Origin of the sequence: Methylophilus sp. OH31, from assembly GCF_000576615.1 — a bacterium.
GTDB lineage: Bacteria > Pseudomonadota > Gammaproteobacteria > Burkholderiales > Methylophilaceae > Methylophilus.
In genome coordinates this window covers 375,318-397,891 of the sequence record NZ_BAUS01000007.1, presented here as the reverse complement: position 1 = coordinate 397,891, position 22,574 = coordinate 375,318, and the positions used below count along the sequence as shown (strand labels likewise).

At 51.7% G+C, this 22,574-nt stretch carries 26 protein-coding genes; 8 read left to right on the top strand and 18 right to left on the bottom strand.

From position 1 onward, the window contains the following. Window positions 1-7 precede the first annotated feature (7 nt). On the top strand, window positions 8-139 hold the full coding sequence (locus OH31_RS15320) for a hypothetical protein (RefSeq protein WP_256377681.1): 132 nt from the start codon (window positions 8-10) through the stop codon (window positions 137-139). 50 nt (window positions 140-189) lie between these two features. Here OH31_RS15320 and OH31_RS11220 read toward each other — a convergent pair whose 3' ends face one another. The 4 genes from OH31_RS11220 to rpoE form a co-directional block, all read right to left on the bottom strand. Further along, window positions 190-1,608, bottom strand: a complete 1,419-nt coding sequence (locus OH31_RS11220) for a DegQ family serine endoprotease (protein ID WP_024930802.1) — start codon at window positions 1,606-1,608, stop codon at window positions 190-192. Window positions 1,609-1,814: 206 nt separating this feature from the next. Then, on the bottom strand, window positions 1,815-2,801 hold the full coding sequence (locus OH31_RS11215; protein WP_024930801.1) for a MucB/RseB C-terminal domain-containing protein: 987 nt from the start codon (window positions 2,799-2,801) through the stop codon (window positions 1,815-1,817). 20 nt (window positions 2,802-2,821) lie between these two features. Beyond that, window positions 2,822-3,286: a sigma-E factor negative regulatory protein gene (locus tag OH31_RS11210; protein ID WP_024930800.1), complete on the bottom strand. Its 465-nt coding sequence runs from the start codon at window positions 3,284-3,286 to the stop codon at window positions 2,822-2,824. 100 nt (window positions 3,287-3,386) lie between these two features. Next, a complete protein-coding gene (rpoE, locus tag OH31_RS11205) occupies window positions 3,387-4,016 on the bottom strand; it encodes an RNA polymerase sigma factor RpoE (RefSeq protein WP_019883135.1) in 630 nt (209 codons plus the stop codon). 209 nt (window positions 4,017-4,225) lie between these two features. On the opposite strand from rpoE, the gene nadB reads away from it, so the two are divergent. From nadB to OH31_RS11190, 3 genes are read left to right on the top strand one after another with little or no spacing between them, the layout of a single operon-like run. After that, window positions 4,226-5,836, top strand: coding sequence for an L-aspartate oxidase (nadB, locus tag OH31_RS11200; protein ID WP_024930798.1), 1,611 nt, complete (start codon window positions 4,226-4,228; stop codon window positions 5,834-5,836). 7 nt (window positions 5,837-5,843) lie between these two features. Beyond that, window positions 5,844-6,320 (top strand): thermonuclease family protein, encoded by a 477-nt coding sequence (locus tag OH31_RS11195; protein WP_024930797.1) that lies wholly within the window; start codon window positions 5,844-5,846, stop codon window positions 6,318-6,320. A gap of 59 nt (window positions 6,321-6,379) precedes the next feature. Beyond that, window positions 6,380-6,859, top strand: coding sequence for a peptidylprolyl isomerase (locus tag OH31_RS11190; RefSeq protein WP_024930796.1), 480 nt, complete (start codon window positions 6,380-6,382; stop codon window positions 6,857-6,859). Between the two features lie 29 nt (window positions 6,860-6,888). Here the strand turns inward: OH31_RS11190 and OH31_RS11185 are convergent, their stop codons facing one another. The 7 genes from OH31_RS11185 to ybeY all read right to left on the bottom strand — a co-directional run bounded on the left by OH31_RS11185 (window position 6,889) and on the right by ybeY (window position 11,269). Continuing rightward, window positions 6,889-7,542: an ATP-binding cassette domain-containing protein gene (locus tag OH31_RS11185; protein WP_024930795.1), complete on the bottom strand. Its 654-nt coding sequence runs from the start codon at window positions 7,540-7,542 to the stop codon at window positions 6,889-6,891. After that, entirely contained in the window at window positions 7,542-8,231 is a 690-nt protein-coding gene (modB, locus tag OH31_RS11180) for a molybdate ABC transporter permease subunit (RefSeq protein ID WP_024930794.1), read from the bottom strand. The genes OH31_RS11185 and modB overlap by 1 nt, the downstream gene beginning before the upstream one ends. Window positions 8,232-8,254: 23 nt before the next feature. Beyond that, window positions 8,255-9,010 (bottom strand): molybdate ABC transporter substrate-binding protein, encoded by a 756-nt coding sequence (gene modA, locus OH31_RS11175; protein ID WP_036299125.1) that lies wholly within the window; start codon window positions 9,008-9,010, stop codon window positions 8,255-8,257. An 84-nt stretch (window positions 9,011-9,094) separates the two neighbouring features. After that, window positions 9,095-9,442: a winged helix-turn-helix domain-containing protein gene (locus tag OH31_RS11170; protein ID WP_036299174.1), complete on the bottom strand. Its 348-nt coding sequence runs from the start codon at window positions 9,440-9,442 to the stop codon at window positions 9,095-9,097. Window positions 9,443-9,450: 8 nt separating this feature from the next. Further along, window positions 9,451-9,999 (bottom strand): SMC-Scp complex subunit ScpB, encoded by a 549-nt coding sequence (scpB, locus tag OH31_RS11165; RefSeq protein WP_024930791.1) that lies wholly within the window; start codon window positions 9,997-9,999, stop codon window positions 9,451-9,453. Window positions 10,000-10,010: 11 nt separating this feature from the next. Then, window positions 10,011-10,796 carry a ScpA family protein gene (locus tag OH31_RS11160; protein WP_024930790.1) on the bottom strand — a complete coding sequence of 262 codons (786 nt, stop codon included), beginning with the start codon at window positions 10,794-10,796 and terminating at the stop codon, window positions 10,011-10,013. A 38-nt stretch (window positions 10,797-10,834) separates the two neighbouring features. After that, entirely contained in the window at window positions 10,835-11,269 is a 435-nt protein-coding gene (ybeY, locus tag OH31_RS11155; protein WP_024930789.1) for an rRNA maturation RNase YbeY, read from the bottom strand. Window positions 11,270-11,333: 64 nt separating this feature from the next. On the opposite strand from ybeY, the gene tpiA reads away from it, so the two are divergent. Further along, the gene (gene tpiA, locus OH31_RS11150; RefSeq protein ID WP_019883148.1) at window positions 11,334-12,116 is read left to right on the top strand and encodes a triose-phosphate isomerase; all 783 of its coding nucleotides are present in this window, start codon (window positions 11,334-11,336) and stop codon (window positions 12,114-12,116) included. A gap of 151 nt (window positions 12,117-12,267) precedes the next feature. On the opposite strand, the gene OH31_RS11145 is transcribed toward tpiA, so the two are convergent. The 5 genes from OH31_RS11145 to OH31_RS11125 all read right to left on the bottom strand — a co-directional run bounded on the left by OH31_RS11145 (window position 12,268) and on the right by OH31_RS11125 (window position 17,108). Then, the gene (locus tag OH31_RS11145; protein WP_019883149.1) at window positions 12,268-12,483 is read right to left on the bottom strand and encodes a hypothetical protein; all 216 of its coding nucleotides are present in this window, start codon (window positions 12,481-12,483) and stop codon (window positions 12,268-12,270) included. 204 nt (window positions 12,484-12,687) lie between these two features. Then, window positions 12,688-13,851 carry a cupin domain-containing protein gene (locus tag OH31_RS11140; RefSeq protein ID WP_024930788.1) on the bottom strand — a complete coding sequence of 388 codons (1,164 nt, stop codon included), beginning with the start codon at window positions 13,849-13,851 and terminating at the stop codon, window positions 12,688-12,690. Window positions 13,852-13,859: 8 nt separating this feature from the next. After that, on the bottom strand, window positions 13,860-14,597 hold the full coding sequence (locus OH31_RS11135; RefSeq protein ID WP_024930787.1) for a hypothetical protein: 738 nt from the start codon (window positions 14,595-14,597) through the stop codon (window positions 13,860-13,862). Further along, window positions 14,594-15,892, bottom strand: a complete 1,299-nt coding sequence (gene phoR, locus OH31_RS11130) for a phosphate regulon sensor histidine kinase PhoR (protein ID WP_024930786.1) — start codon at window positions 15,890-15,892, stop codon at window positions 14,594-14,596. Before phoR ends, OH31_RS11135 begins: the two co-directional genes overlap by 4 nt. A gap of 97 nt (window positions 15,893-15,989) precedes the next feature. Continuing rightward, window positions 15,990-17,108 (bottom strand): TIGR03790 family protein, encoded by a 1,119-nt coding sequence (locus OH31_RS11125; protein ID WP_242402267.1) that lies wholly within the window; start codon window positions 17,106-17,108, stop codon window positions 15,990-15,992. Between the two features lie 81 nt (window positions 17,109-17,189). Between OH31_RS11125 and OH31_RS11120 the strand changes: the two genes are divergently transcribed. Further along, window positions 17,190-17,882, top strand: a complete 693-nt coding sequence (locus OH31_RS11120) for an SDR family oxidoreductase (RefSeq protein WP_024930784.1) — start codon at window positions 17,190-17,192, stop codon at window positions 17,880-17,882. Between the two features lie 320 nt (window positions 17,883-18,202). On the opposite strand, the gene OH31_RS11115 is transcribed toward OH31_RS11120, so the two are convergent. Both OH31_RS11115 and OH31_RS11110 read right to left on the bottom strand, forming a co-directional pair. Further along, window positions 18,203-19,348: a GNAT family N-acetyltransferase gene (locus OH31_RS11115; protein ID WP_024930783.1), complete on the bottom strand. Its 1,146-nt coding sequence runs from the start codon at window positions 19,346-19,348 to the stop codon at window positions 18,203-18,205. 102 nt (window positions 19,349-19,450) lie between these two features. Beyond that, window positions 19,451-20,029 carry an EF-hand domain-containing protein gene (locus tag OH31_RS11110; protein ID WP_242402266.1) on the bottom strand — a complete coding sequence of 193 codons (579 nt, stop codon included), beginning with the start codon at window positions 20,027-20,029 and terminating at the stop codon, window positions 19,451-19,453. 474 nt (window positions 20,030-20,503) lie between these two features. Between OH31_RS11110 and ompR the strand changes: the two genes are divergently transcribed. After that, window positions 20,504-21,229 (top strand): two-component system response regulator OmpR, encoded by a 726-nt coding sequence (gene ompR, locus OH31_RS11105; protein ID WP_019883160.1) that lies wholly within the window; start codon window positions 20,504-20,506, stop codon window positions 21,227-21,229. A gap of 60 nt (window positions 21,230-21,289) precedes the next feature. After that, entirely contained in the window at window positions 21,290-22,567 is a 1,278-nt protein-coding gene (locus OH31_RS11100; RefSeq protein WP_019883161.1) for a sensor histidine kinase, read from the top strand. Window positions 22,568-22,574: the final 7 nt, after the last annotated feature.

Below are 22,574 nucleotides of genomic sequence, written 5' to 3'. Positions count from 1 at the left end.
TTCAGTTATGCGTTATTTACAAGCAAGAAAGGCGCTTGAAGCGCCTTTCAAATGGGGTGCATTTTACAACAAATGCATGAATATCAGTGATTTATTTTCCGCCCAGGCCCAGGCAGGCAACGCTGATCTCGACCTTTAAAAAAACAAAAAGACAGGCTGTCCTGTCTTTTTGCAACATCACCACAGCCCTTACTTGATTTTAATCGGCACGTACAAGGTGTTTTCACCACGCTGCACCAATACCGCCACTGTTTTACCGGCAGCTACAGCATTAATCTGCTTGTTAAACGCATCCACACTTTGGCTTTCATTGTTATTCAAGCCAAGAATTACATCACCACGACGGATACCGGCTTGCGCGGCTGCACCGCCGCTCTCAATCACCAGCAAGCCATTTTTACCATTGAGTTTTTTCTTCTGCAATGCAGTGAGCTCACGCAAGGTCAGGCCAATTTTATTCGCCTCTGGCTTGACCGGCTCTTTGCTGGACGCTGCCACCTCAGGTTGCTCGCTAGGCATTTCGCCAACGCCCAATTGCAGCGTTTTGTTGGCACCTTTGCGCACAATTTCTACTGGCACCACTTTACCCGGCTTGGTAGTGGCCACCACACGTGGCAAATCACTCGAAGTCACAATTGGCTTACCATCAAACTTAAGGATGATATCGCCGGCTTCCAAACCGCCCTTATCCGCCGGGCTGTTTTTCTCAATGCCTGCAATCAACGCACCGCTGGTTTGCTTGAGGCCGAACGAGTCAGCCAGGTCTTTGGTCACTTCCTGAATACCGATACCCAACCAGCCACGTGCAATGCGGCCAGTGGCCTTGAGCTGATTGGAAATATCAATGGCGACATCAATCGGGATACTGAAAGACAAGCCCATGGAACCGCCGCTTTTACTATAAATCTGCGAGTTCACGCCCACCACTTCGCCACGCAGGTTAAACAGCGGGCCACCGGAGTTACCCGGGTTGATCGCGACGTCAGTTTGAATAAACGGCACATAGTTTTCTTGTGGCAATGCGCGGCCTTTGGCACTCACAATACCGGCGGTCATGGTGTTTTCAAGGCCGAACGGCGAACCAATGGCCGCCACCCACTCACCGACTTTCAATGCGTTCGGGTCACCGACGGTCACTTTAGGCAAGCCAGTCGCTTCAATTTTAATCAGCGCCACATCGGTACGCTTATCCGCACCGATGATTTTCGCCTTGAATTCACGTTTGTCATACAACTTGACCAACACCTCATCGGCCTCATTCACCACATGCGCGTTGGTGAGAATATACCCATCGGCACTGATAATAAAACCAGAACCCAAGGACTGCGTTTTATAGTCCTGACCACCATCTTGGCCTTGCCCGCCAGGCATCCCGGGGATCCCAAAGCGACGCAAAAACTCTTGCAGGTTTTCGTCATTCGGCATACCAGGGAAGCCAATATTGCCACCATGCACCACAGAAGTAATGCTGATATTGACCACCGCCGGCCCTTGTTTTTCTGCCAGCTCAGTAAAATCAGGCAAGTCTTTGGCCTCTACGGCCACCACTGGCATGGCGATCGTGACCGCACACGCTAACATCACGCCAGAAATCCATCGTTTCATCATGATTATTCCTACCATTTAATGATTAAAAAAATCTTTTACGCCATGCCGTGAAACACAGCATGGGAATATTGACACTGGAAAGCGTCACCCTCATTACATGGCGACGCTGCAGAGAAATACAAGTTGTGGGGAGATCGGTTGCACACCATGTTATGAGGCCTGAGAACGATCAATCTTTGCAATTGAACCATTGACCAGGCATGAAATTATTTTTTAAACGTCACCTGTTGAGCGATTTGCTCAACCGTTTGCGCAGGCACTTCGCCCACGACCACCAACTGGTAGCCATTTAACACATGCGCATAGACATTGGTCGATCCCATGGTTTTCTTGCCAACACGCGGCTGCATGCCTTTGACCATCGGCTCCACAAATAGCGATACGGATGCCAGACCATCTGAGAAAATCAATTGCTGCACAGGCGCAGTCCTGCCCGGCACTTTCAACTGGATTTGATCCACTTTTTTGTAGCCAGCGGGCAAATTAGCCACAACCAGATTATCTACCGTGTGTGTCAAATCGGTGGTGTCATCCATTACATAAGGTTTGGTCGCATCGATTTTGGGCTGAAACCAGTCAAGGTCCTTGGTGTGCAGCATCGCCACCTGGTTAAAACCAATCTGTTCCAGCGTATGGCCTTGCATATCGAGCATGCTCATTTTGAGCAACAAGCCATATTCAGCATCTGACCAGATCCGATACTGATAACGCAGGTTGTCATTCGGTACCATATCGATCACTTGCGCCAACCGCCCGGCAATGCGCTCCTGGCCAACAAACTTCAGTTTGTAATTTTGCTTGAGGGGATATAACTGTGTGGGCAACATGGCCGGAAACAGGTTTTGACCGCGCCGTTTTTCAATCACGACTTTGTCATTTTTGGCATTGAAGATGACGATATCATCGCCTTCACTGAAGACTTCGCGCGGCCGCCCGTCCAGCACTACATTGCGGGTGAACTCGCGCCCGCCTTCATAAATATGGGTAATCTGCACCGAGCGTATCATCGCGCCGTTGTGATAAACAAACAGACCCTGATAATTTAACTCGCGGGCGGCAGAAGCGGTTTTCTGCATGGTTGCCCAGAGATCCTCTTCGGCAAAAGCAGCCTGGCTGACGGCAGCCAGACACAAGGCAGGCAAGAGCGCTCGACGGAAATCAAACGCCCGAAGGAAATCAAACTTAGGTGACATACGGAGTAACGACAGTAAAGTTATTCGCCAGCGTTATAAGCTACATTGTGCATGTAATACGTTGCACTATTAGGTGCATAGTTGTGATGCGCGACGACATATTGATCTGTGTCATTGTCAGCAATTTGCGTCGGTGCAGCCACTTCCGGCTGATTCAACACGAACATGCCGACAAAGAAAGCGGCAGCCACGGAAGCGGCGATTGACCAGCTATATTTACTGAAACGCGGACGGATATGGGTCACTTTTTCAGACACGGTGACGGCTTGCGGCGCCAGCATGGTGGGTTCATCATCAAGCTGCGCCATGATGCGGCTGGTCATATCAGACTCCACCCAGCACTCTTCACGGATTACATCGCGAATCACATGATAGTCACGCCAGGCCAGGGCAACGTCACCCGTAGATTTGGCTGCGAGAAAAATATGTTCACAGCGTTCAACATCGACTTCACCGTCGACCAATGCAGATAATTGCTGCTTCATAATAACCCCAAGTCAATCAATGTTTTTATGTTAGCATTTAACAAAAAATTTGTCATAACACCTACACACCCACTACCGTTTTATAGCAAATATCGCGCGATTACCAACGTTTATGCTGAGGCGTATCCAACAATGGTCTCAACTTCGCCGCAATCGTTTCGCGCGCCCGAAAAATACGTGAACGTACTGTACCGATAGGACATTGCATCACGTTGGCAATGTCTTCATAACTCAAGCCTTCCAACTCGCGCAAAGTAATCGCGGTGCGTAACTCTTCAGGCAATGCGGCAATCGCATCGTTCACTGTTTGCGCAATTTCTTTTGTCATCAGCGAAGTTTCAGGCGTCTCCATCGTCCGCATGTCATCGCCTTCATCGAAGTTTTCTACATCTTCGATTTCCACATCCTGCATCACCTGCGGCTTGCGCCCCAAAGAAACCAGGTAATTTTTGGCCGTGTTAATACCAATCCGGTACAACCAGGTGTAAAACGCGCTATCACCGCGAAAGCTGTGCAATGCACGATACGCCTTGATAAACGACTCCTGCACCACGTCTTCTACCTCGGCCTGGTCACGGATCATGCGCGACAACAAGCGGCCGAGTTTACGATGGTATTTTTCAACCAACAATCCAAAGGCACGTTTATCGCCTTGTTGAGCACGTTCAACCAGCATCTGGTCAAACTCTTTATTCTCTTGCTGTTTGGCGTTCGCCGCCTGAACAGTCATATCGCGATGACTCCCTTGGGTAATTTTATGATTGGGAGTAGTATACGCTTTTGTGTTATTTTCGACGAACCCGGTGCGCGTTAACGCCTCTAAATTTGCTGTGTGTAACATCGCCTCATCCCTTATTTTTGCCTGCCACTGCAACACGCAATACAGACAATTATGTGACCCTGCACTCCCTTCCAAAGTTCCATTGATCTCAAAACAATATGAATAAAGTGTTTGATATCCTGATTATTGGCAGCGGGCTGGCGGGGCAATCGCTGGCGTTACGATTGGCTGATCAACACCGGGTATGCATCTTAAGCAAGCGCGAGCTCACCCTGAGTGCCAGCAACTGGGCACAAGGCGGCATTGCTGCTGTACACAACAGCGAAGACTCCATAGAAGCCCATATTAAAGACACCCTGGATGCAGGCGCCGGACTGTGTGACAGCGAAGTGACGCGCATGGTGGTGACCAATGGCCGCGCCAGCATTGAGTGGCTATTGCAGCAAGGCGTGAATTTCACCCGCGAAGCGGACGATGACCGTTTACACCTGACCCGCGAAGGCGGTCACAGCCACCGGCGCGTGGTACATGTCGCTGATGCGACCGGCCAGGCGGTACAAACCACACTCACAGATCGCGTACGCGAGCATCCGAACATCACTATTCTAGAACACCATATCGCGGTCGATCTGATCACCACGCACAAACTGTTCAAACAAACAGCCAGCGATGGCCCTAACCGCTGCCTGGGGGCTTATGTGCTCAATAACCAGACTGGCAAAGTGATTACGCTTTCTGCGCAATACACTGTCACCGCTACGGGCGGCGCAGGTAAAGTATATTTGTACACCACCAACCCGGACATCAGCACCGGCGACGGTATCGCCATGGCCTGGCGTGCGGGGTGCCGCGTGGCGAATATGGAGTTCGTGCAATTTCACCCAACCTGCCTTTATCACCCACATGCAAAATCCTTTTTGATTTCAGAAGTATTGCGTGGTGAAGGTGGCTTATTGCTGTTGCCTGATGGCACGCGCTTTATGCCCTGGCATGACGAACGCGCCGAGTTGGCACCACGTGATGTAGTGGCGCGCGCCATCGACTTTGAAATGAAAAAACGCGGCCTGGATTGCGTCTACCTGGATATCAGCCACAAACCAGTCGAGTTTATTCAATCGCACTTCCCCAACATTTATCAGCGCTGCCTGCAATTGGGCATTGATATCAGCAAACAACCGATTCCGGTGGTACCAGCTGCGCACTACACCTGTGGCGGCGTAATGACCGATATGCATGGCCGCACCGATATTGACTGCCTGTATGCAATTGGCGAAACCGCCTGCACCGGCCTGCACGGGGCGAATCGGCTGGCCAGCAACTCCTTGCTCGAATGCCTGGCCTTTAGCCAAAGTTGCGCGATTGATATAGAAAGACTAGGCTTACAGCCGACCATTTCATTGCCTGACTGGGATGAAAGCCGCGTTACCGATGCCGACGAAGAGGTGCTGATTACCCATACCTGGGATGAATTACGCCGCTTCATGTGGAACTATGTCGGTATTGTGCGCACCACCAAACGCCTGAGCCGCGCCCTGCATCGTATCCATATGTTGCGGAACGAAGTGCATGAGTTCTACAGTAACTTTAAAGTCAGCCACGACCTCATCGAACTGCGTAACTTGCTGCAAGTCGCCGAACTGATTGTGCGTTGCGCCATTGACCGCCATGAAAGTCGCGGCCTGCACTTCAGTAAAGATTATCCCGACTTGCTGCCAGAAGCGATTCCCAGCGTACTGACACCAGACAATTACACCAGCCTGCTGGATTAAGCATTGCATGATAAAAGTTTGGCTGCCAGTCAGCTTGCTGATTGCAAGCGTTTACGCTCATGCAGCGCCTGTACTGGTCAACGTCATTGATGGCGACACCGTCATTATTCGTGACAACACCCTCACCTACCACTTACGCCTGCTGGATATCGACGCACCTGAACGGCAGCAAGCTTTCGGCATCCAATCCAGACGCAACCTGAAGCAGCTCTGCGAGCACACAAGCATTGCCGTCCAACTGCAAGGCCGTGATCTCTATGGCAGGACACTGGGGCATTTGTATTGCAACAACACCGATGCCAGCCAATCACAAATTGCGCTGGGCATGGCCTGGTTTAACGCGCGCTATTCAAAACGGTTAGAACTGGATACGTTGCAGCGCCAGGCGCAGCAACAAGGCTTGGGTCTGTGGCAAGATGCCCAGCCGATACCGCCCTGGCAATGGCGCAAACTTTACGGACAATATTATCGTCGGCAAGAATGACACATGCCGACAATATCCTTTAGAATACTGTTTTATCAAAGAACTTTAGGACTTTAGACATGCAAGTAGCGATGAACACCGTGGTCACCATGACCTATAAACTGCAAAATAGCGATGGCGACACCTTGGAAGAAAGCAAGGATCCGGTTGCCTATCTGCATGGCGGTTATGACAATATTTTCCCGAAAGTGGAAGAAGCCATGCACGGCAAAAACGTGGGCGACGTGATAGAAGTGAGCCTGGACCCGGAAGATGCTTTTGGCGAATACGATGATGCCTTGGTGCAAATCGAACCAGCCAGTGCATTTCCTAGCAAAGACCTGAAAGTGGGCATGCAGTTTGAAGGTGAAGACGAAACCGGCGACGTAATTTTGTACACCATCACTGACATTGCAGACGGCAAAGTCGTGGTTGACGGCAACCATCCTTGGGCTGGCCAACGCCTGTTGTTTACTGCAACCATCGCCAGCGTGCGTTCAGCAAACCAGGAAGAAATTTCTCACCAGCACGTACATGGTGCCGGTGGTCATCACCACTAAGTAGCAAGTTGCTTACCTTATAAGCAGCTTTATTTGGCCTGGCGCAAGACTCCTTGCGCCAGCGTTAACACCTCATCGGCAACCTCCGCCACCTCATCCCCCACATGGCTGACGTACAGCGTTGGCAAACCAAACGTTGCAATCACCTGCTTGATATAAGGCAATACTTGCTGCTTGAGCCGATCATCCAGGCCACTCAATGGCTCATCCATCAGGAGTACCGACGGCTGACGCAACAAAGCACGCCCGATGGCTACCCGCTGCTTTTCCCCACCAGACAACTGGCTGGGCTTGCGTTTAAGCAAGGGCTGGATGGCTAGCACATCCACCACCTCGGGCAGCACGATCCTGGCCAGGCCTGCGGGCATGCCATAGCGTAAATTCTGCTCTACGCTCATATGCGGAAACAAGCGTCCATCCTGGAACACCAGTCCGACCGGGCGCTGCCATGGCGGCAACTGAATCGCCTGCTTACGATCAAACCAGAGATGATCACCACTGCTAATGACGCCGGAAGACGGCATCAACAGCCCGGCAATACTATGCAATAAGGTTGTTTTTCCTGAACCCGATGCACCCATGATCCCCAGGCATTGGCCGGGCGCCAGCGCGAAGCTTGCCTGCAGGTCAAATGCAGTGCTTGCCGCATAAGGCTGCTGTATCCGGATATCGACCGTAAACATCAGCGCTGACTCCTGAGCAGGCGGCGCTCCAGCCACTGGCTGGCCAGCAAAGCGAACACAGAAACCAGCACACTCAACACCACTAGTCGCAGGGCGGCGGCATCCCCTTCGGGCGACTGGGTGAGGCTATAAATCGCCAATGGCAAGGTACGGGTTTCACCTTCGAGGTTACCCGCAAAGGTAATGGTGGCGCCAAACTCACCCAGGCTACGGCTAAATGCCAGAATACCGCCAGTGAGTACACCGTGATAAGAAAGCGGCAGGGTAATTGAAAAGAATGTCTTGATGGGGGTGGCACCCAGCGTCTGCGCGGCCTGCTCCAATAAAGGATTTACCTGCATCAGCGCCTGGCGAATAGCACGCACCATCAGCGGAAACGCCATCACGGCAGAGGCGATCACCGCCCCCCACCAGTGGAAGGTCAGCTGTATGTGAAACTGCTCATACAACCAACTGCCAATCCAGCCGCGCCGTCCCAGCAACACCAGTAACATATAGCCTAGCACCACTGGCGGCAACACCATGGGCAAGTGCACCAGCGCATCCACAACAGCATGTCCCCAGAATTGCTTTCTGGCCAGCAGCCAGGCCATGGCGATGGCTGGCAACAATAACACCAGCACACAGCAGGCGGCCACTTTTAGCGACAACAGCACGATGTCGATTTCAACAGGAGACAACGACCACATAACAGTCACAAACAGCTTGCAGACTAATCGTTGAACAAGGGTTTAAAGCCGTAAAAGAGCAACAGTTTCTTAGCTTCGGCAGATTGCAGGTAATGGTAAAAAGCATTGGTTTCTGCCGCCGCCTGCGGTAATAATGCCATCGGGTAGATAATCGGCACATGACTGTTTTCGGCAAACTCACCGGCCACTTTGACCTTGCTGGATGATTGCGCATCGCTGGCATAGACAATGCCCACATCGCATTCATCACGCTCAACCAGGCTCAGTGTTGCCCGCACATCCTGCGTGCTCACCAGCCGCGTTTTCAGCTTGTCCCACCACCCCAGGTTAGTCAGTGACTGCTTGGCATAAATGCCTACTGGCACCGACAAGGTATCGCCCGTGCACCAATAGCCAGGGGCTTGCTGGCCAATATCAGTACTGGCGTCAGCCTTGATTGTTAACGGCTTGTTTTGCGGCGTAATCATCACCAGGCGGTTACCCAGCCATGGCTTGATCGTGGCGACCTGCACCAATTGCTTATCCTTCAGGTATTGCATCCACTTTTCATCTGCGGAAATAAACAGGTCACCTGGTGCCCCCTGCTCCAGCTGTTTGGCCAGGGTGCCCGAGCCGCCATAAACAGGCACCACCTGCACGCCAGTTTGCTGTCCATATTGCTTGACCAGCACGTTCATGACATCGGTCAAACTTGCCGCAGCAAACACCTTGATTTTTTTGTCTTCCGCCTGCGCCAACACGCTGATCAGGCACAACCCCAGCCACACCCACTTTTTCATTACGATCACCCAGTTATCAATTCATCATGCATATGCGATGCTACCATCGTTATACCCACATATGCATTACGATAATTAAAAAAATCAGTCTTTCTTCAAATGCTGCGTAATCAGATGCAATTCATCCGCGGCGGCTTGCGCCGATTTTTGTAAAATCTGCTGATAGGCCAGTATCAACGCCTGGCCAAACTCGGTCACTTGCGCGCCACCGCCATGAGAGCCTCCCGCCATACTCACCACTACTGCCTGGTCAAAACAGCGGTTCATCATGTCTACCAACTCCCAGGCACGGCGATAAGACATGCGCATCTGTTTGGCGGCCGCGGAGATTGAACCATGCTGCGCGATATGTTGCAAAAGCTCGATCTTGCCTGGCCCGAGTGCGGTGTTGCCTTCGTGGTTGATTCTGATTTTAAGTAGAGACGCTTGCATGATCAATCTTACTCCAGCGGGATTTCTGTTTGCGCAAATGCTTCAAAAGGCGGCAACTCTGCCAGTGAGCGCAAGTTCAAGTCATCCAAAAAGTGTTTAGTGGTTGCATACAGCGAAGGCCTGCCCGGCACTTCACGTTGCCCGACCACATCTATCCAGTCACGTTCCTGCAGTTGGCGAATCACATTAGGATTTACAGCCACGCCACGAATTTGCTCAATATCGCCGCGCGTGACTGGTTGCCTGTAGGCAATAATCGCCAGCGTCTCCATCACTGCCCGTGAATATTTCGGCTGCCGTTCCGGGTTCAAACGCAACAGATACTCACTGTATTCGGCTTTGGCCTGAAAGCGATATCCACTGGCTACCTGCACCAGGTCCAATGTTTTTTCTACCCAGTCCGATTTCAATTCATCCAGCAGCATACGTAGCGTCGCGCGCTCCATGCGCCCGGCAAATAATTTGAGCAAATCATCGAGTGCCAACGGTTGTGGCGAAGTCAGTAACGCGACTTCCAGAATACGCTTCATCTCTTCAATGCTGTCTGGTTCACGCATGAGATTACTTCCTAAGCCGCACTATTGGCTTGCACATAAATGGTGCCAAACGCATCTTGCTGGGTAATACGCACCAGACCCTCTTTGGCCAGCTCCAGCATGGCCAGAAAATTGACCACCAACTTGGGCACCCCGTCGGTTTCAAGGTCGAACAACTCATCAAAGCGCAGCACCTGCACGGCACTCAGCCTGCGCAGCAACAAGCTCATATGCTCACGCACAGAAAGCTCGGCACGCCCCAGCTTGTGGTGTTGATTCAGCTTGGCACGTTTGAGCACATTACGCCAGGCCTCGACCAAATCATCCAGGCTCACTTCCGGCGGTTTTACCAGGCTGATCTGCTGATAATAAGCTGCCGCCACATCAATCTCCTGGCCCACTTTAGGCATCGCATCCAGCCGTTGTGCCGCCAGTTTGATTGCTTCGTATTCCATCAAGCGCCTGACCAGTTCCGCACGCGGATCCTCTTCCTCTGCCACCTCAGCCGGTTTAGGTAACAGCATGCGCGACTTAATCTCAATCAGCATGGCGGACATCAATAAATACTCCGCCGCCAGTTCCAGGTTCACCGTCTTCATCTTATCGACATAGGTCATGTACTGCACGGTCAGATCAGCCATGGGGATATCCAGAATATCCAGATTGTGCTTGCGGATCAGATATAACAACAAATCCAGCGGACCTTCAAAGGTCTCCAGATAGACCTCCAGTGCATCCGGCGGAATATACAGGTCCTGCGGCAGCGTCGAAAGCGGCTCGCCTTTGATTTTGACCGGACTGTGGGCAGTGAACTCCATGCAGGGATTGTAGCGGATTTGCTGCCTGGGATTAAAGCTTATTCTGCATAAGGATTGGCAAAGCCGAGTGTTTGCATCACCGCGATTTCCATCGCCTCCATCAACTCGGCCTGGGCATCCACCTCATGATCATAGCCATGCAAATGCAACACGCCATGCACGGTCATATGCGCATAATGGGCTAGCAGCGGTTTGCCCTGCTCAAGTGCCTCCCTGGCAACGACGGGCGCACAAATCACAATATCGCCCATGAGCATCGGTTCCTCGGTTAAAGGAAAAGTCAGCACATTGGTTGCATAATCGCGGCCGCGATACGCCGCGTTTAACTGCTGCCCTTCTGCCTCGTCAACAATACGGATCGTCAGGCTGGTTTCTACGCGCAACGCGGCACGCACCCAACGTTTAAATTGCGCCGCAGCAGGAATATCGGCCGTAGCTGAGGCAAGTTGCAGGGAAAAATCTAATGCGGGCATAACGTCAAGTTTTCTGTAGAATATCCGTCATTATAGAAAGAAAACCCTTAAAGGAAACGGTGTGATGACAAATCGCCCCAAGTTGGTGGTTGCCAATCGCAAAATGCATGGCAATTTGCCAGACAACCAGCAATTCATGCAAAGCCTGTTGCAACAGACACGCCATCACCGCGCCCGCTATGCGGTGTGCCCACCACATCCTTATCTGTATCAAGCCCAGCAAGTGCTGCAAAACAGCCATATTGCCTGGGGTGGGCAAAACATGAGCCGCCATGAAAAAGGCGCTTACACAGGCTCGGTGTCACCGCTCATGCTGAAGGAGTTTGGCTGCACCTATGTGATTATTGGTCATTCCGAGCGCAGACAGCGTGGCCACGACAATGATGAAAGCTGTGGTGAACGTTTTGAAGCCGCCTTAAAGGCCGGACTGACACCGATCTTGTGTATCGGTGAAACGCTGGATGAGTATGAGCAGGGTGAAACTGACCTGGTGGTGGTGCGTCAACTGAACCCGGTCATTGCGCATGTCGGCATCCAGGCGCTATCAAAAGGCGTGATTGCTTATGAACCGGTATGGGCCATCGGCACGGGTAAGGCAGCCACACCGCAACATGCGCAGGCTATTTTGTCTTTTATCCGCGGCCACATTGAACTGCTTGATGCGCAAGTGGCAGAGGAGATTTCCTTATTGTATGGCGGCAGCATGAACCCAGGGAATGCCGCTCAACTGCTCAGCATGCCGGATGTCGATGGCGGTCTGATTGGCGGTGCCGCATTGGTAGCAGAAGACTTTATCCGCATTTGCCAGATTGCAAACGAATTAACCCCACTCAAAAGCGCGGCCTGACAGGCAAGTATCGCTTTCAGCGATTATTGAAGCACAAATAAAAAAGCCGACTTTCGTCGGCTTTTCTACATCTAAGTAAGCTTGGATTTTAAGTGAATGCTAGATTTTAAATAAACCAGACTTAATTAAAACCAGATTACTCAAGTCTGAATTACTTAGCTTCTTCAGCTGGAGCTTCAGCAGGAGCAGCTTCAGCAGGTGCAGCCTCAGCAGGAGCAGCTTCAGCAGCAGGTGCCTCAGCTGGAGCTTCAGCAGCTGGAGCTTCAGCAGCAGGTGCCTCAGCAGCAGGCGCTTCTTCAGCTGGTTTTTCACCACAAGCAGTCAAAGCCAGAGCCAACAATGCAGCCAACAATGCAGAACGTGTCATCTTTATTTCCTTAGTATGTATGAGCAAAAAATTATGTACGGACAATCCCCTTGATGCAGAACCAGCCGAGTGAAAAAATTGTATCAGTAATTCATTAAAAAAAGAACGCACATTCTCTTAAAAAACATGGATTTTTTTGCGTGACAACCACATCTAGGTGTTTTTTTCACAAAAATACCCGCAAATCATTTGCTACCAATGCAATTAAGCCGCGTTTTCAGCCAGATGCACATAGCCTGACAAATACATTTCATGCAGCCATGGCAACAGGCTCACTACCGTCTCTCCCTGGCATATCGCCGGCTCCAGCTGTCGATGATTGGCGAAAGCATTCAACAAAGGCGCGCCTTCAGCGGGCGCTTGCACGCTTTCACCATTGATAAAATACTGGCCTTGCCAATGCAGCATCTGTGTCTGCAGATCCATGACGACGCCCTGTTGTGCCAGGCGTTGGGAAAACTTTTCCAGGCTGAGTTTACGATTAGGGGAAAAAACAACATATGCCTTGGGCTCAGAAAAATACTTTGCCAGAAAAGGCCCTAATTGCTCCGTTTGCCAGGGCAAGCGACGCAACATGTCTGCGACATTATTCACCATATTGACGTCCACTTCTGCCGGATCCACCACTGGTTGCAAGTCGGGATCACGGTACAAGGCATCCGGCAAGCCATTCTGGCGGCACTCATCCAGGAACTCGATCGCCAGTTCCCTGGCCGCTGGGGCCCGGAAACCAATGGAGTAGGTCATGCAGTCATCATCTTCGGCGATGCCCCAGTGCGCGACATTGGGTGGCAGGTACAGCATATCGCCGGGCTCGAGTACCCACTCTTGCTCACTGACAAAATGCGAGAGGATGCGCAACGGCGCTTCAGGAATCAAGCGTAGGTCCGTTTGCTGGCTGATGCGCCAGCGACGCTTGCCTGCGCCTTGCAGCAAGAAAACGTCATAACTATCAATATGCGGGCCAACCCCGCCGCCCGTAGGCGCGTAACTGACCATCACATCATCCAACCGTGCTGTTGGGATAAAGTTAAACTGCGACAGCAAGGCTTGCGCTTCCGGCAACACATGATTCATGCCCTGTACCAGCAGCGTCCAATGCTGCGCTGGCAATGCCGTAAAGTCATCGTCATCAAATGGCCCTTGCCTGACTTGCCAGCCATCACCTGTTTGCGCACGGTCGGGATCAAACTGTATTAACCTGGCGGGCACTTCACTATCACACGCGAGCCCGGCTAGCTCTTCAGGATCTAGCAAGCCTTGAAAGTCCGGCATTGCACCACGAATCAATAATGGCTTTTTTTGCCAGTATTCCGCCATGAACTGTGCCGGTGTTAAGCCATTGAGTAAGGTCAGTGCTTGTTGCATGATTAAACTTATCTAAAAGGTAGAAAAGGCGCCGTGGTAATACTCTGGGTCAGGCGCGAAATAAAACGTTGCGACTTTTCGGCCAGTGTCAGCGCCAACAAATCGGTCCGGGCGATCAGTTTGCTGAATTCCCGCTCAAAACTGAGATTCTGCACTTCGCCCGGCAAACTATTGGTGAGCAACAATAACTCGCCTTGTGTATTTTTGGCATTGGTCAGCTTCCATACCGCAATCTCAATATTCCTGGCCGCATTATACAAACTCTGCGGCTCTATGCTATCGGTGAGGAAAAAAGCCGATTTATTGCCATGGGCACGAAACAGCATGGACTGTATGCCAACCACCAGTGCCAACACGCGGTCTCCGCTGTATTGCGCATTCAGGGCCAGTTTAATCGCAGCGGTATCTTGCGCACCACCCAAGGCATCGAACTGCCAGTGATGCACAGCGACCTGCTCAAACACATAGCTGGCAATTTGCTCCGGCGTCCCCAGTCCTGATTTTTGCGCCTCGGCCGGGTTGCGCTTGTACATTTTGAGCATGAGCAAGCGCAAGGTACTGACGTTTTCGCTATATTCAATATCGGCCAGGCGATCGAGGTCCGTTTTAACCAGTTGATGAAAGGTATTGCGGTCTTGCCGCACAGGGACTGGCCGCCCATTAGGCGAATCGACATAACCGCCATCCGGTGTCGTGCTGCATCCGGCCAGCAGTAAGATCATCACACGCCAGCCGGAAAAACTCATGCAGGCAATACCCGCTGTGCCGGAAAGACAATCTGGAAACGACTGCCATGGCCAGGCTCGCTTTCAATCTGCAAACTGGCCTGATGGTGATGCAAAATATGTTTGACGATGGACAACCCTAAGCCGGTGCCGCCAGTGTCACGACTGCGGCCGCTGTCGACACGGTAAAAACGTTCAGTCAGGCGCGGCAAATGATGCGGCTCAATGCCTATGCCGGTATCCTGCACGCTGAATACGGCATCCTCGCCGCGCATCTGCCAGTAGATATCAATCTTGCCTTGCTCAGGGGTATAGCGCACGGCATTACTGGTCAGGTTACTCAAGGCGCTCAATAGTTCGTTATAACTACCGCGCAGATTAACTTTCGTCTCCATATGCAACGTCACGGTATGCTGGCCCTGGCTCAAGGCCTGTGCATCCTTCTGCAACTGCTGCAGCAAGGCAGGCATGGCAATATCGGTTTCATCTTTGAGCGTGACGTTATTTTCCAAACGCGACAAGGTCAGCAAGTCTTCAATAATGCGCCGCATGCGCGTTGTTTGCGACTGCATCATGTCGAAATAAGGCTGGATATCCGGCGAGACCTCACCTTGCATATCACTAATGGTTTCGAGAAAACCGCCGATGACTGTCAGTGGCGTACGCAACTCATGCGATACATTGGCGATAAAATCGCGGCGCATGACCTCGGTTTTTTCAATGGCAGACACATCACGGCAGATCAGCAAGCGCTGCTTGCTGGCAAAGGGAATAATCTGTAATTCCAGCGTCACATCCGGGCTGCGCCAGGATTTGAGTTTAAGCGGCTCACTGTAATCTTCGGCCTGCAAATACGTCACAAACTCGGCTTGCCGCAACAAGTAATAAATCGGCTGGTTTTCATCGTGATGCCGCTTTAAGCCCAGTCGCTGAATCGCAGGCTCGTTAAACCATTCAATTTCGTTACGGTTATTCAGTACCACCACACCATCTGGCAACGCACTGGTGGCATGACGCAACCGCTCAAGTGTGCTGCTCAGCTGGCTTTGGCTGCGCGAATGGCGGCGCATTTCATGATACAGATTAGCAAAGATGTCCTCCCAGATGCCTTTGCCGTTTGGCATGAAGTTAAGGCTGGGTTTGAGCGCCCACTGGTACAGGCGGTGCGTCCAGTACAAATGCCCGGCAAGATAGGCTAGCACACCGGCCATAAACAATAGCCAGGCAGTGTCTGCACTGGTGAACCAGCCCACCATCAGGCAACAGAACGCCCAAAACAGCAGACTCCAGAACGCTTTCCAACGAATATCTTGCACAAGCTATTCTCAACACATCAATGTCGGCGATTATACGACACATCTGCGCGCAGGCAATGACAGGATGATGACAGCCGCCCAGGAGCAAATAGACCGCTTACTCAGCCATGACCGGGGCGCTTCTTGCGAAGGGTTTGGCCAGCGGCTCGCCCACAAACACGCCTTGCATTGGCCACTTCACGCTTTTCCAATAAGCCTCAATCAAGGTTTCACCTGACAGATAATGCGCCATCACAATTTGCGGATTAGGAAACTTCTGCCAGTAGTTACAGGGCTCGGACACCGTGCCATAACTGCCCGTCACCCCAGCATCCAGCCAGCGCGACGCTGGCATCTGGTCATTGTAGCTGGCCAGTACGCCCCCAGAGGAGGTCAGATGATCGGCAATCGCGCCGGGCAAGTAAGTATTCGTCAACATGAAATCCACCTGCTTTTGCCCGGTGAAATAAAACATGACCGAACCCTGTTTTTCAATCGACTCCTGGCTCAAGGTATGCATAGTGAGTTTCTTGGATTTAACAGTCATGCCATCCTGCGGAAAGAATGCCTCCCGCGGCTTGGAGCGCGCAACATCGCGCGTTTTGAGAAAGTAGCCATCGGCGTCATTCAAGCTGAACTCACTCAACACGCCACGATCGATCAAGGCTTTGGCTGACTCTACATTGCTGATCGGCAGCAGCATGGACAAGCGGATATGGTGATCTGCCCAAGGCCGCAATGACAAGCTATTAAAGTAAGGACTATCACGCCCCGGGTCACAGGTTTTACGGCACTGGTTCAAGTCCAGCCCCAGGGTCAGTGCACTGGTCAGGCTGTTACACTGCACGGCAAAGGGTGTGCGCCACACCAGGAGCAATACCTGCTGATTGGTCAGCTTGGCATCCAGTTGTGCTTTTAAAGACTCAAACTCCGGCACGGTTAATGCGTCTTTAGCATGCCTGGGTAACTCGACACCAATCAGGTTTTCTGCGGGCACTTGCCTTGCCTGCAAGTAATAACGGGCGACTTCTTCGCTCTGCGCATCATTGACGTTATAAATCACCGCCACATCTTCGGGCTTTAATAAAGAAGGCCTTAGCGGGATTCTTTTACTCACATCCACCCCGCCCGCCATGGCTTTTGTCACCAGTAAAACAAAACACAGTGCCATCCAGGCACTCACCTGTCCCAAACGATAACCCACACCCATCAACTCAATACTCCATTGCAATTGCAAAGATAGCCACTCTGGCAAACAAACCAGCGTAAAATTCAATCATATCCCAGATTTAATTGATTGAAGAAAACGAGGCAAATAATGACGACACAAACAATTCTGATCACAGGGGCCAACCGTGGTATTGGGCTGGAGTACGTCAAGCAATATGCCGAAAGCGGCCAGCAGGTTTACGCCACCGTACGCGACCCTGCTAAGGCGACAGCACTACAACAGCTAGCTGCCAAGCACACTAACATCCAGGTATTGGCGCTGGATGTGGGCGATGTGAGTGCCATTCGCGCGCTGGCTGGTCAATTGTCCGCACTCACTATCGATATTCTAATCAGCAACGCCGGCACTTACCCTGACAGCGCCTTCGGCAAGACCGATCCACAAGCCTGGCTGCACGCATTTCAGGTCAATACGCTGACCACCTACTACCTCGCCGAAGCCTTTTTACCGCAACTTCGCCGCGCCAACCAGGCGAAACTCATCGCCATGACCAGTAAAATGGGCAGTATGGAAGACAACGGCAGCGGTGGTGAGTATATTTACCGCAGTAGCAAAACCGCATTGAATATGGTGGTTAAAAGCCTGTCTATTGATTTGCGGGAATTTAATATCAAGGTTGCAGCCTTGCATCCGGGCTGGGTGCGTACAGATATGGGCGGGCCAAATGGCTTGATTGATACCGAAACCAGTGTGCGTGGATTGCGCCAGGTGATTGAGGGGTTGAGCAGTGCACAATCGGGGGAGTTTATTGCTTATGATGGGAAAAGGATTCCTTGGTGATTGATGGTGAGTAGCAGCTCGCGGAATTGCCTTTCGCCTCTAGGCGAGTGACTTTTCTTTGCTTGCACAAAGAATAAGTCACCAAAAGAAATGCACCCCAGCTTCCGCTTTTTCCTTGCGCTACTCGGCTTGTCGGGCGTCCATCGAAACTCGCCCTGACAAGCCACACAGAACGTGGCTTGTTGCGGAACTCAAACAGCCGATGGCCGACAACTCCCGTCAATCCTGCGTTGCTCGGCGCGGCAGATGGGGCCCAAAGAGATGCCTCCATCACATCGTTTAAGTCGCCGCTTTAACACTTAAATCTTATCGGCGGTCCATTAAACCTTATAAGGGCTGCGCTCTTCTAGCTCATCGACATAGTCCTGCATGGTACTGGCTTCGCGGGCCAAAAAGCGCGCAACGCTCTGGTGGAAGTCAGCATGACTTAACCAGTGATAGGAGCAAGTCGTATAAGGGGTGAAACCGCGCGCCAGTTTGTGTACGCCTTGGGCGCCACCTTCAAAATAGCGTACGTTGTGGCTGATACAGAATTGTTGCGGCTGGTAGTAACACAACTCGAAGTGCAGGCACGAAATATCGCGCAAGCTGCCCCAATAGCGACCGTACAATGTGTCATCCCCCAGCACACATAAACTGGCGGCCACGTCTTCGCCATCCTGGCTAGCGATAAACAGCCTGAACTGTTCAGGCAGGTCACGACTAATGTACTCAAAAAAAGCCAAGGATAAATAAGGACTACTGCCGTGCCGGTGATAAGTATTGCAGTAGCATTGATAAAACAAGGCGAGTTCCGCCGAACTGACCTCATGCCCGTTGAGTACACGGCAATGCACGCCTTGCTGAGCGACCTTATTGCGCTCCTGGCGTATCTTTTTACGCTTGTCGCGACTAAGCGCAGCAAGAAAAGCCTCCCAATCAGCGTAGCCTGGATTTTCCCAACGAAACTGCACACCATGGCGGCGTAAGCCACCAGCCTCGGCACAGGCTGCTGCCGACGGCTCATCAGGGAATAACACATGCAGCCCAGATAAAGCATGCGCCTGGCACAGTTCACGCATCTGCGACAACATGGCTTTGGCCAAGGCAATGGAGTCTGGATAATCAGGGTGAATCAGCATGCGCGGCCCGGTAACGGGCGAAAACGGAATGGCTGAAATCAGTTTGGGATAGTATTGGCCACCCGCCTGTTCGTAAGCATCCGCCCACGACCAGTCAAAGACATACTCACCATACGAATGGGTTTTAATATAACAAGGTGCCGCAGCAAGCAGTTGCTCACCATTAAAAACGGCTAAATGATAGGGAATCCAGCCAGTTTCGTGATCCACCGCTGCCGACAATTCGAACGCCCGCAAAAACCGGTAATCCAGCATAGGATGAGAACCGGCTAATGCCTGCCAGGCCGTCGCTGAAATGTCCTGCAAACCCCGATACCAGACAAACGATAATTGACTGATATCCATACGGGATTAAGCCGTGATCACACACAAATGAGAAAGTGAACACGCCGAGGCTGAAGTTGGCATGCAGGGAGGCATCAGAACAGTGACTTAACCAGGATGTTTTTAACTAGGGCGCTTACGGATGACAGAAGCATCTTTGCCAGTGGAATTCACCGTACTGTTGGCGGGAATGACTGCGGAAGCCGGTTTGGATTTATTTTTGGATTTATCTGTGTCTGAATCTGACACAATCGCTTGCTGTGACTGGGTTTTGGCTTCAGCTTCACGTTGCCGCTCGACCATTTGCGCATACGCATTTTCCAATTCATCCAGGGTAATAACACCGTTACCATCAAGGTCAACATATGAAAAATGACGCGCCACCTGCGGCAAACAGAGTGTCGCTTCTTCGCGATCTAGCGAGTCATCGTTGTCGCGGTTGCACTCATTAAAACGCTGGGAAATACTGTCGTGCATCACCTTGCGTTTTTGCAGCATGAGCTGGTGATCGGGATCGGTATTACGTGCATAATCAGACAAGGCCTTGCGTAAACGCGCACGGTCTTCAGGACTGAAGTTATGCTCAAGCGTCTTGGAGAGGCCCACGTCGTCATTATCGACGATACGATTATCCGTCAGCCGAATAGGTAGCTTCAGATCGGCAGACACAGGCGATGCCAGCAACATGGTCGTTGTTAGCAAAAAAACCTCTTTCAAATGTTTGTTCGCTTTACACATCCACATCCAAACGTAATACCTTAATTCTTGTTTCACTAAATTCTTGTTTCACTCAAAGCTTTTTGAAAAACAATCTTTTTAAAGTAGAACCAAGCACGATTAACATGACAGATATTGCCTGACTTTAAAATCAGGCTGCCTAACATAACGCAACTCTGGTCGCGGCATCAACTGATTTAACAAAAAATAGCGATTCTTTCATCGCCATGACTGTCAATTTCAGGCAGTCATCTTGCATCAGGATTGTAAATGCAATATTTCATCCCCTGCGCTATTTGTAACCAAGTTGTAACCACCCCACTTCATGCCGGATACGGCTTGGAGTATAATAATAAAGATAAGTTTTATGGCTCAGCCATTTTGGCCCCTTGTGTGAGGTCATCCCGATGGCGGCCCGGCGCGTTAACAAAACGCACGCTTCTGTGTAAAAAGGTACGTATGGCAGAACAGTTAAAAAAAATATTGATGGTTGATGATGATTTGCGTATGCGCGAACTTTTACAGCGCTACCTCACTGAACAAGGATTCAATATCAAATCCGTTTCCGATGGCAAAGAGCTGGACAAAGCCATGTCTGCCGAAAGCTTTGACCTGCTGATTCTCGACCTGATGTTGCCAGGTGAAGATGGCCTGGCCATCTGCCGCCGACTGCGTGGTGCCAACCACATGACACCTATTATCATGCTGACCGCACGCGGTGACGAAGTCGACCGCATTGTTGGCCTGGAAATGGGCGCTGATGACTACCTGCCGAAACCGTTTAATCCACGTGAGTTGCTGGCCAGGATCAACGCCGTGTTGCGTCGTCACGAAATCACACCCAAACAAGCGGTTGAAGAAAAAAGTGCCGCGTTTCAGTTTGGTGAGTTTGTCTTTGACACCAACACACGCAGCCTGACCAAAAATGGCGTGCCGATTACTATTACCAGTGGCGAGTTCACCTTGTTAAAGGTGTTTACCGAACATCCGCGCCAGCCATTGTCACGTGACCGCCTGATGCAACTGGCCCGTGGCCGCGAGCTGGATGTGTTTGACCGCAGCATAGATGTGCAAGTGTCACGCCTGCGCCGCATTATCGAACCGGATCCAGCGCATCCACGCTACCTGCAAACCATGTGGGGCTTTGGCTATGTGTTTATCCCAGATGGCGAAGCGCCGCAATAAGCTGCCTGCATTGCTCTAACTCACGTGCGCCTACTGCCTCGCAGACTGCTGTCCCGCATCATGTTACTGATTGCCATTTTATTGGCGGTCAGCATCTATGCCTCACTCAAAATCTTTGATTATTTTGACCGCGAACCACGGGCAACTGCGGCTGCCTTACAGGCTGTCACCATCGTTAATTACACCCGTGCCTCACTGATTGCCTCGCATGAAAATCGCCGCCTGGCCTTGTTGTCAGAACTGTCCGGCCGCGAAGGTGTGCGCGTCTATGCTGCAGACTTTCTGGAAGACATTGAGCCGCTGCCCGTAGACCCGTTTATTAACCTGGTGGCACAAAAAATCCGCGAGCGTATGGGCGAAGAAACCATTATCACGGTCAACCATTACGACATTCCCGGCCTCTGGATCAGCTTTAATGTGGGGCAAGATGATTTTTGGGTGGTCATTCCAAAAATCCAGGTCGACCGCCCTTTCCCCTGGCACTGGCTTGGATGGGCCGCCGTAGTAGGCTTGCTGTCATTGATTGGCGGCTACTTGCTGACTGCCAGAATCAACCGGCCACTGACCATGCTGGTACATGCAGCCGAACGTCTGCGCAATGGCGAACCCGCGCCAAAACTGCCGGAGGATAGTGTGGAGGAGTTGCGCGAAGTGACGCATACCTTTAACGAAATGGCCGAATCGCTGGCACGCCTGGATGCCGAACGCACATTATTACTGGCAGGTGTATCACACGATATCCGCACCCCGCTGGCACGCCTGCGCCTGGCGGTAGAAATGCTGCCAGCAGAAGCTGACTATATGAAGCATGGCATGATTGAAGATATTTCCGACATGGACAATATCATCCATCAGTTCCTGGATTTTGTACGCGGCGTGGAAGGCGAACCCACACGCATGATGGATATCAACGACCTGCTGCATGCGCTGGCTGAACGTCAACGCCGCGCAGGCCGTGAGTTAAAAGTGTCACTGGGGCCTAAATATTTTATCCCTATCCGGCCGCTTGCCATGCAGCGCTTACTCGATAACCTGGTCGGCAACGCCTACAACTACGGCAAGGGTAAAGTAGAAGTACGCAGCCAGGTCATGGCCGACAAGATCGTGATCAGTGTGCTCGACAACGGCCCCGGTATTCCGCCTGAACATGCAGAGCGCTTGCTACGCCCGTTTGAGCGTATGGACAGCGCGCGTAATAAATACGAAGGTGGCAGCGGCCTGGGCCTGGCGATTTGCAACCGTATCGCCACCTTGCATGGCGGCCAGCTGGCACTGCTCAACCGCACTGAAGGTGGGCTGGAAGCCAGGCTTTCTTTACCCATCCTGCCGAATACCTGATTGATAC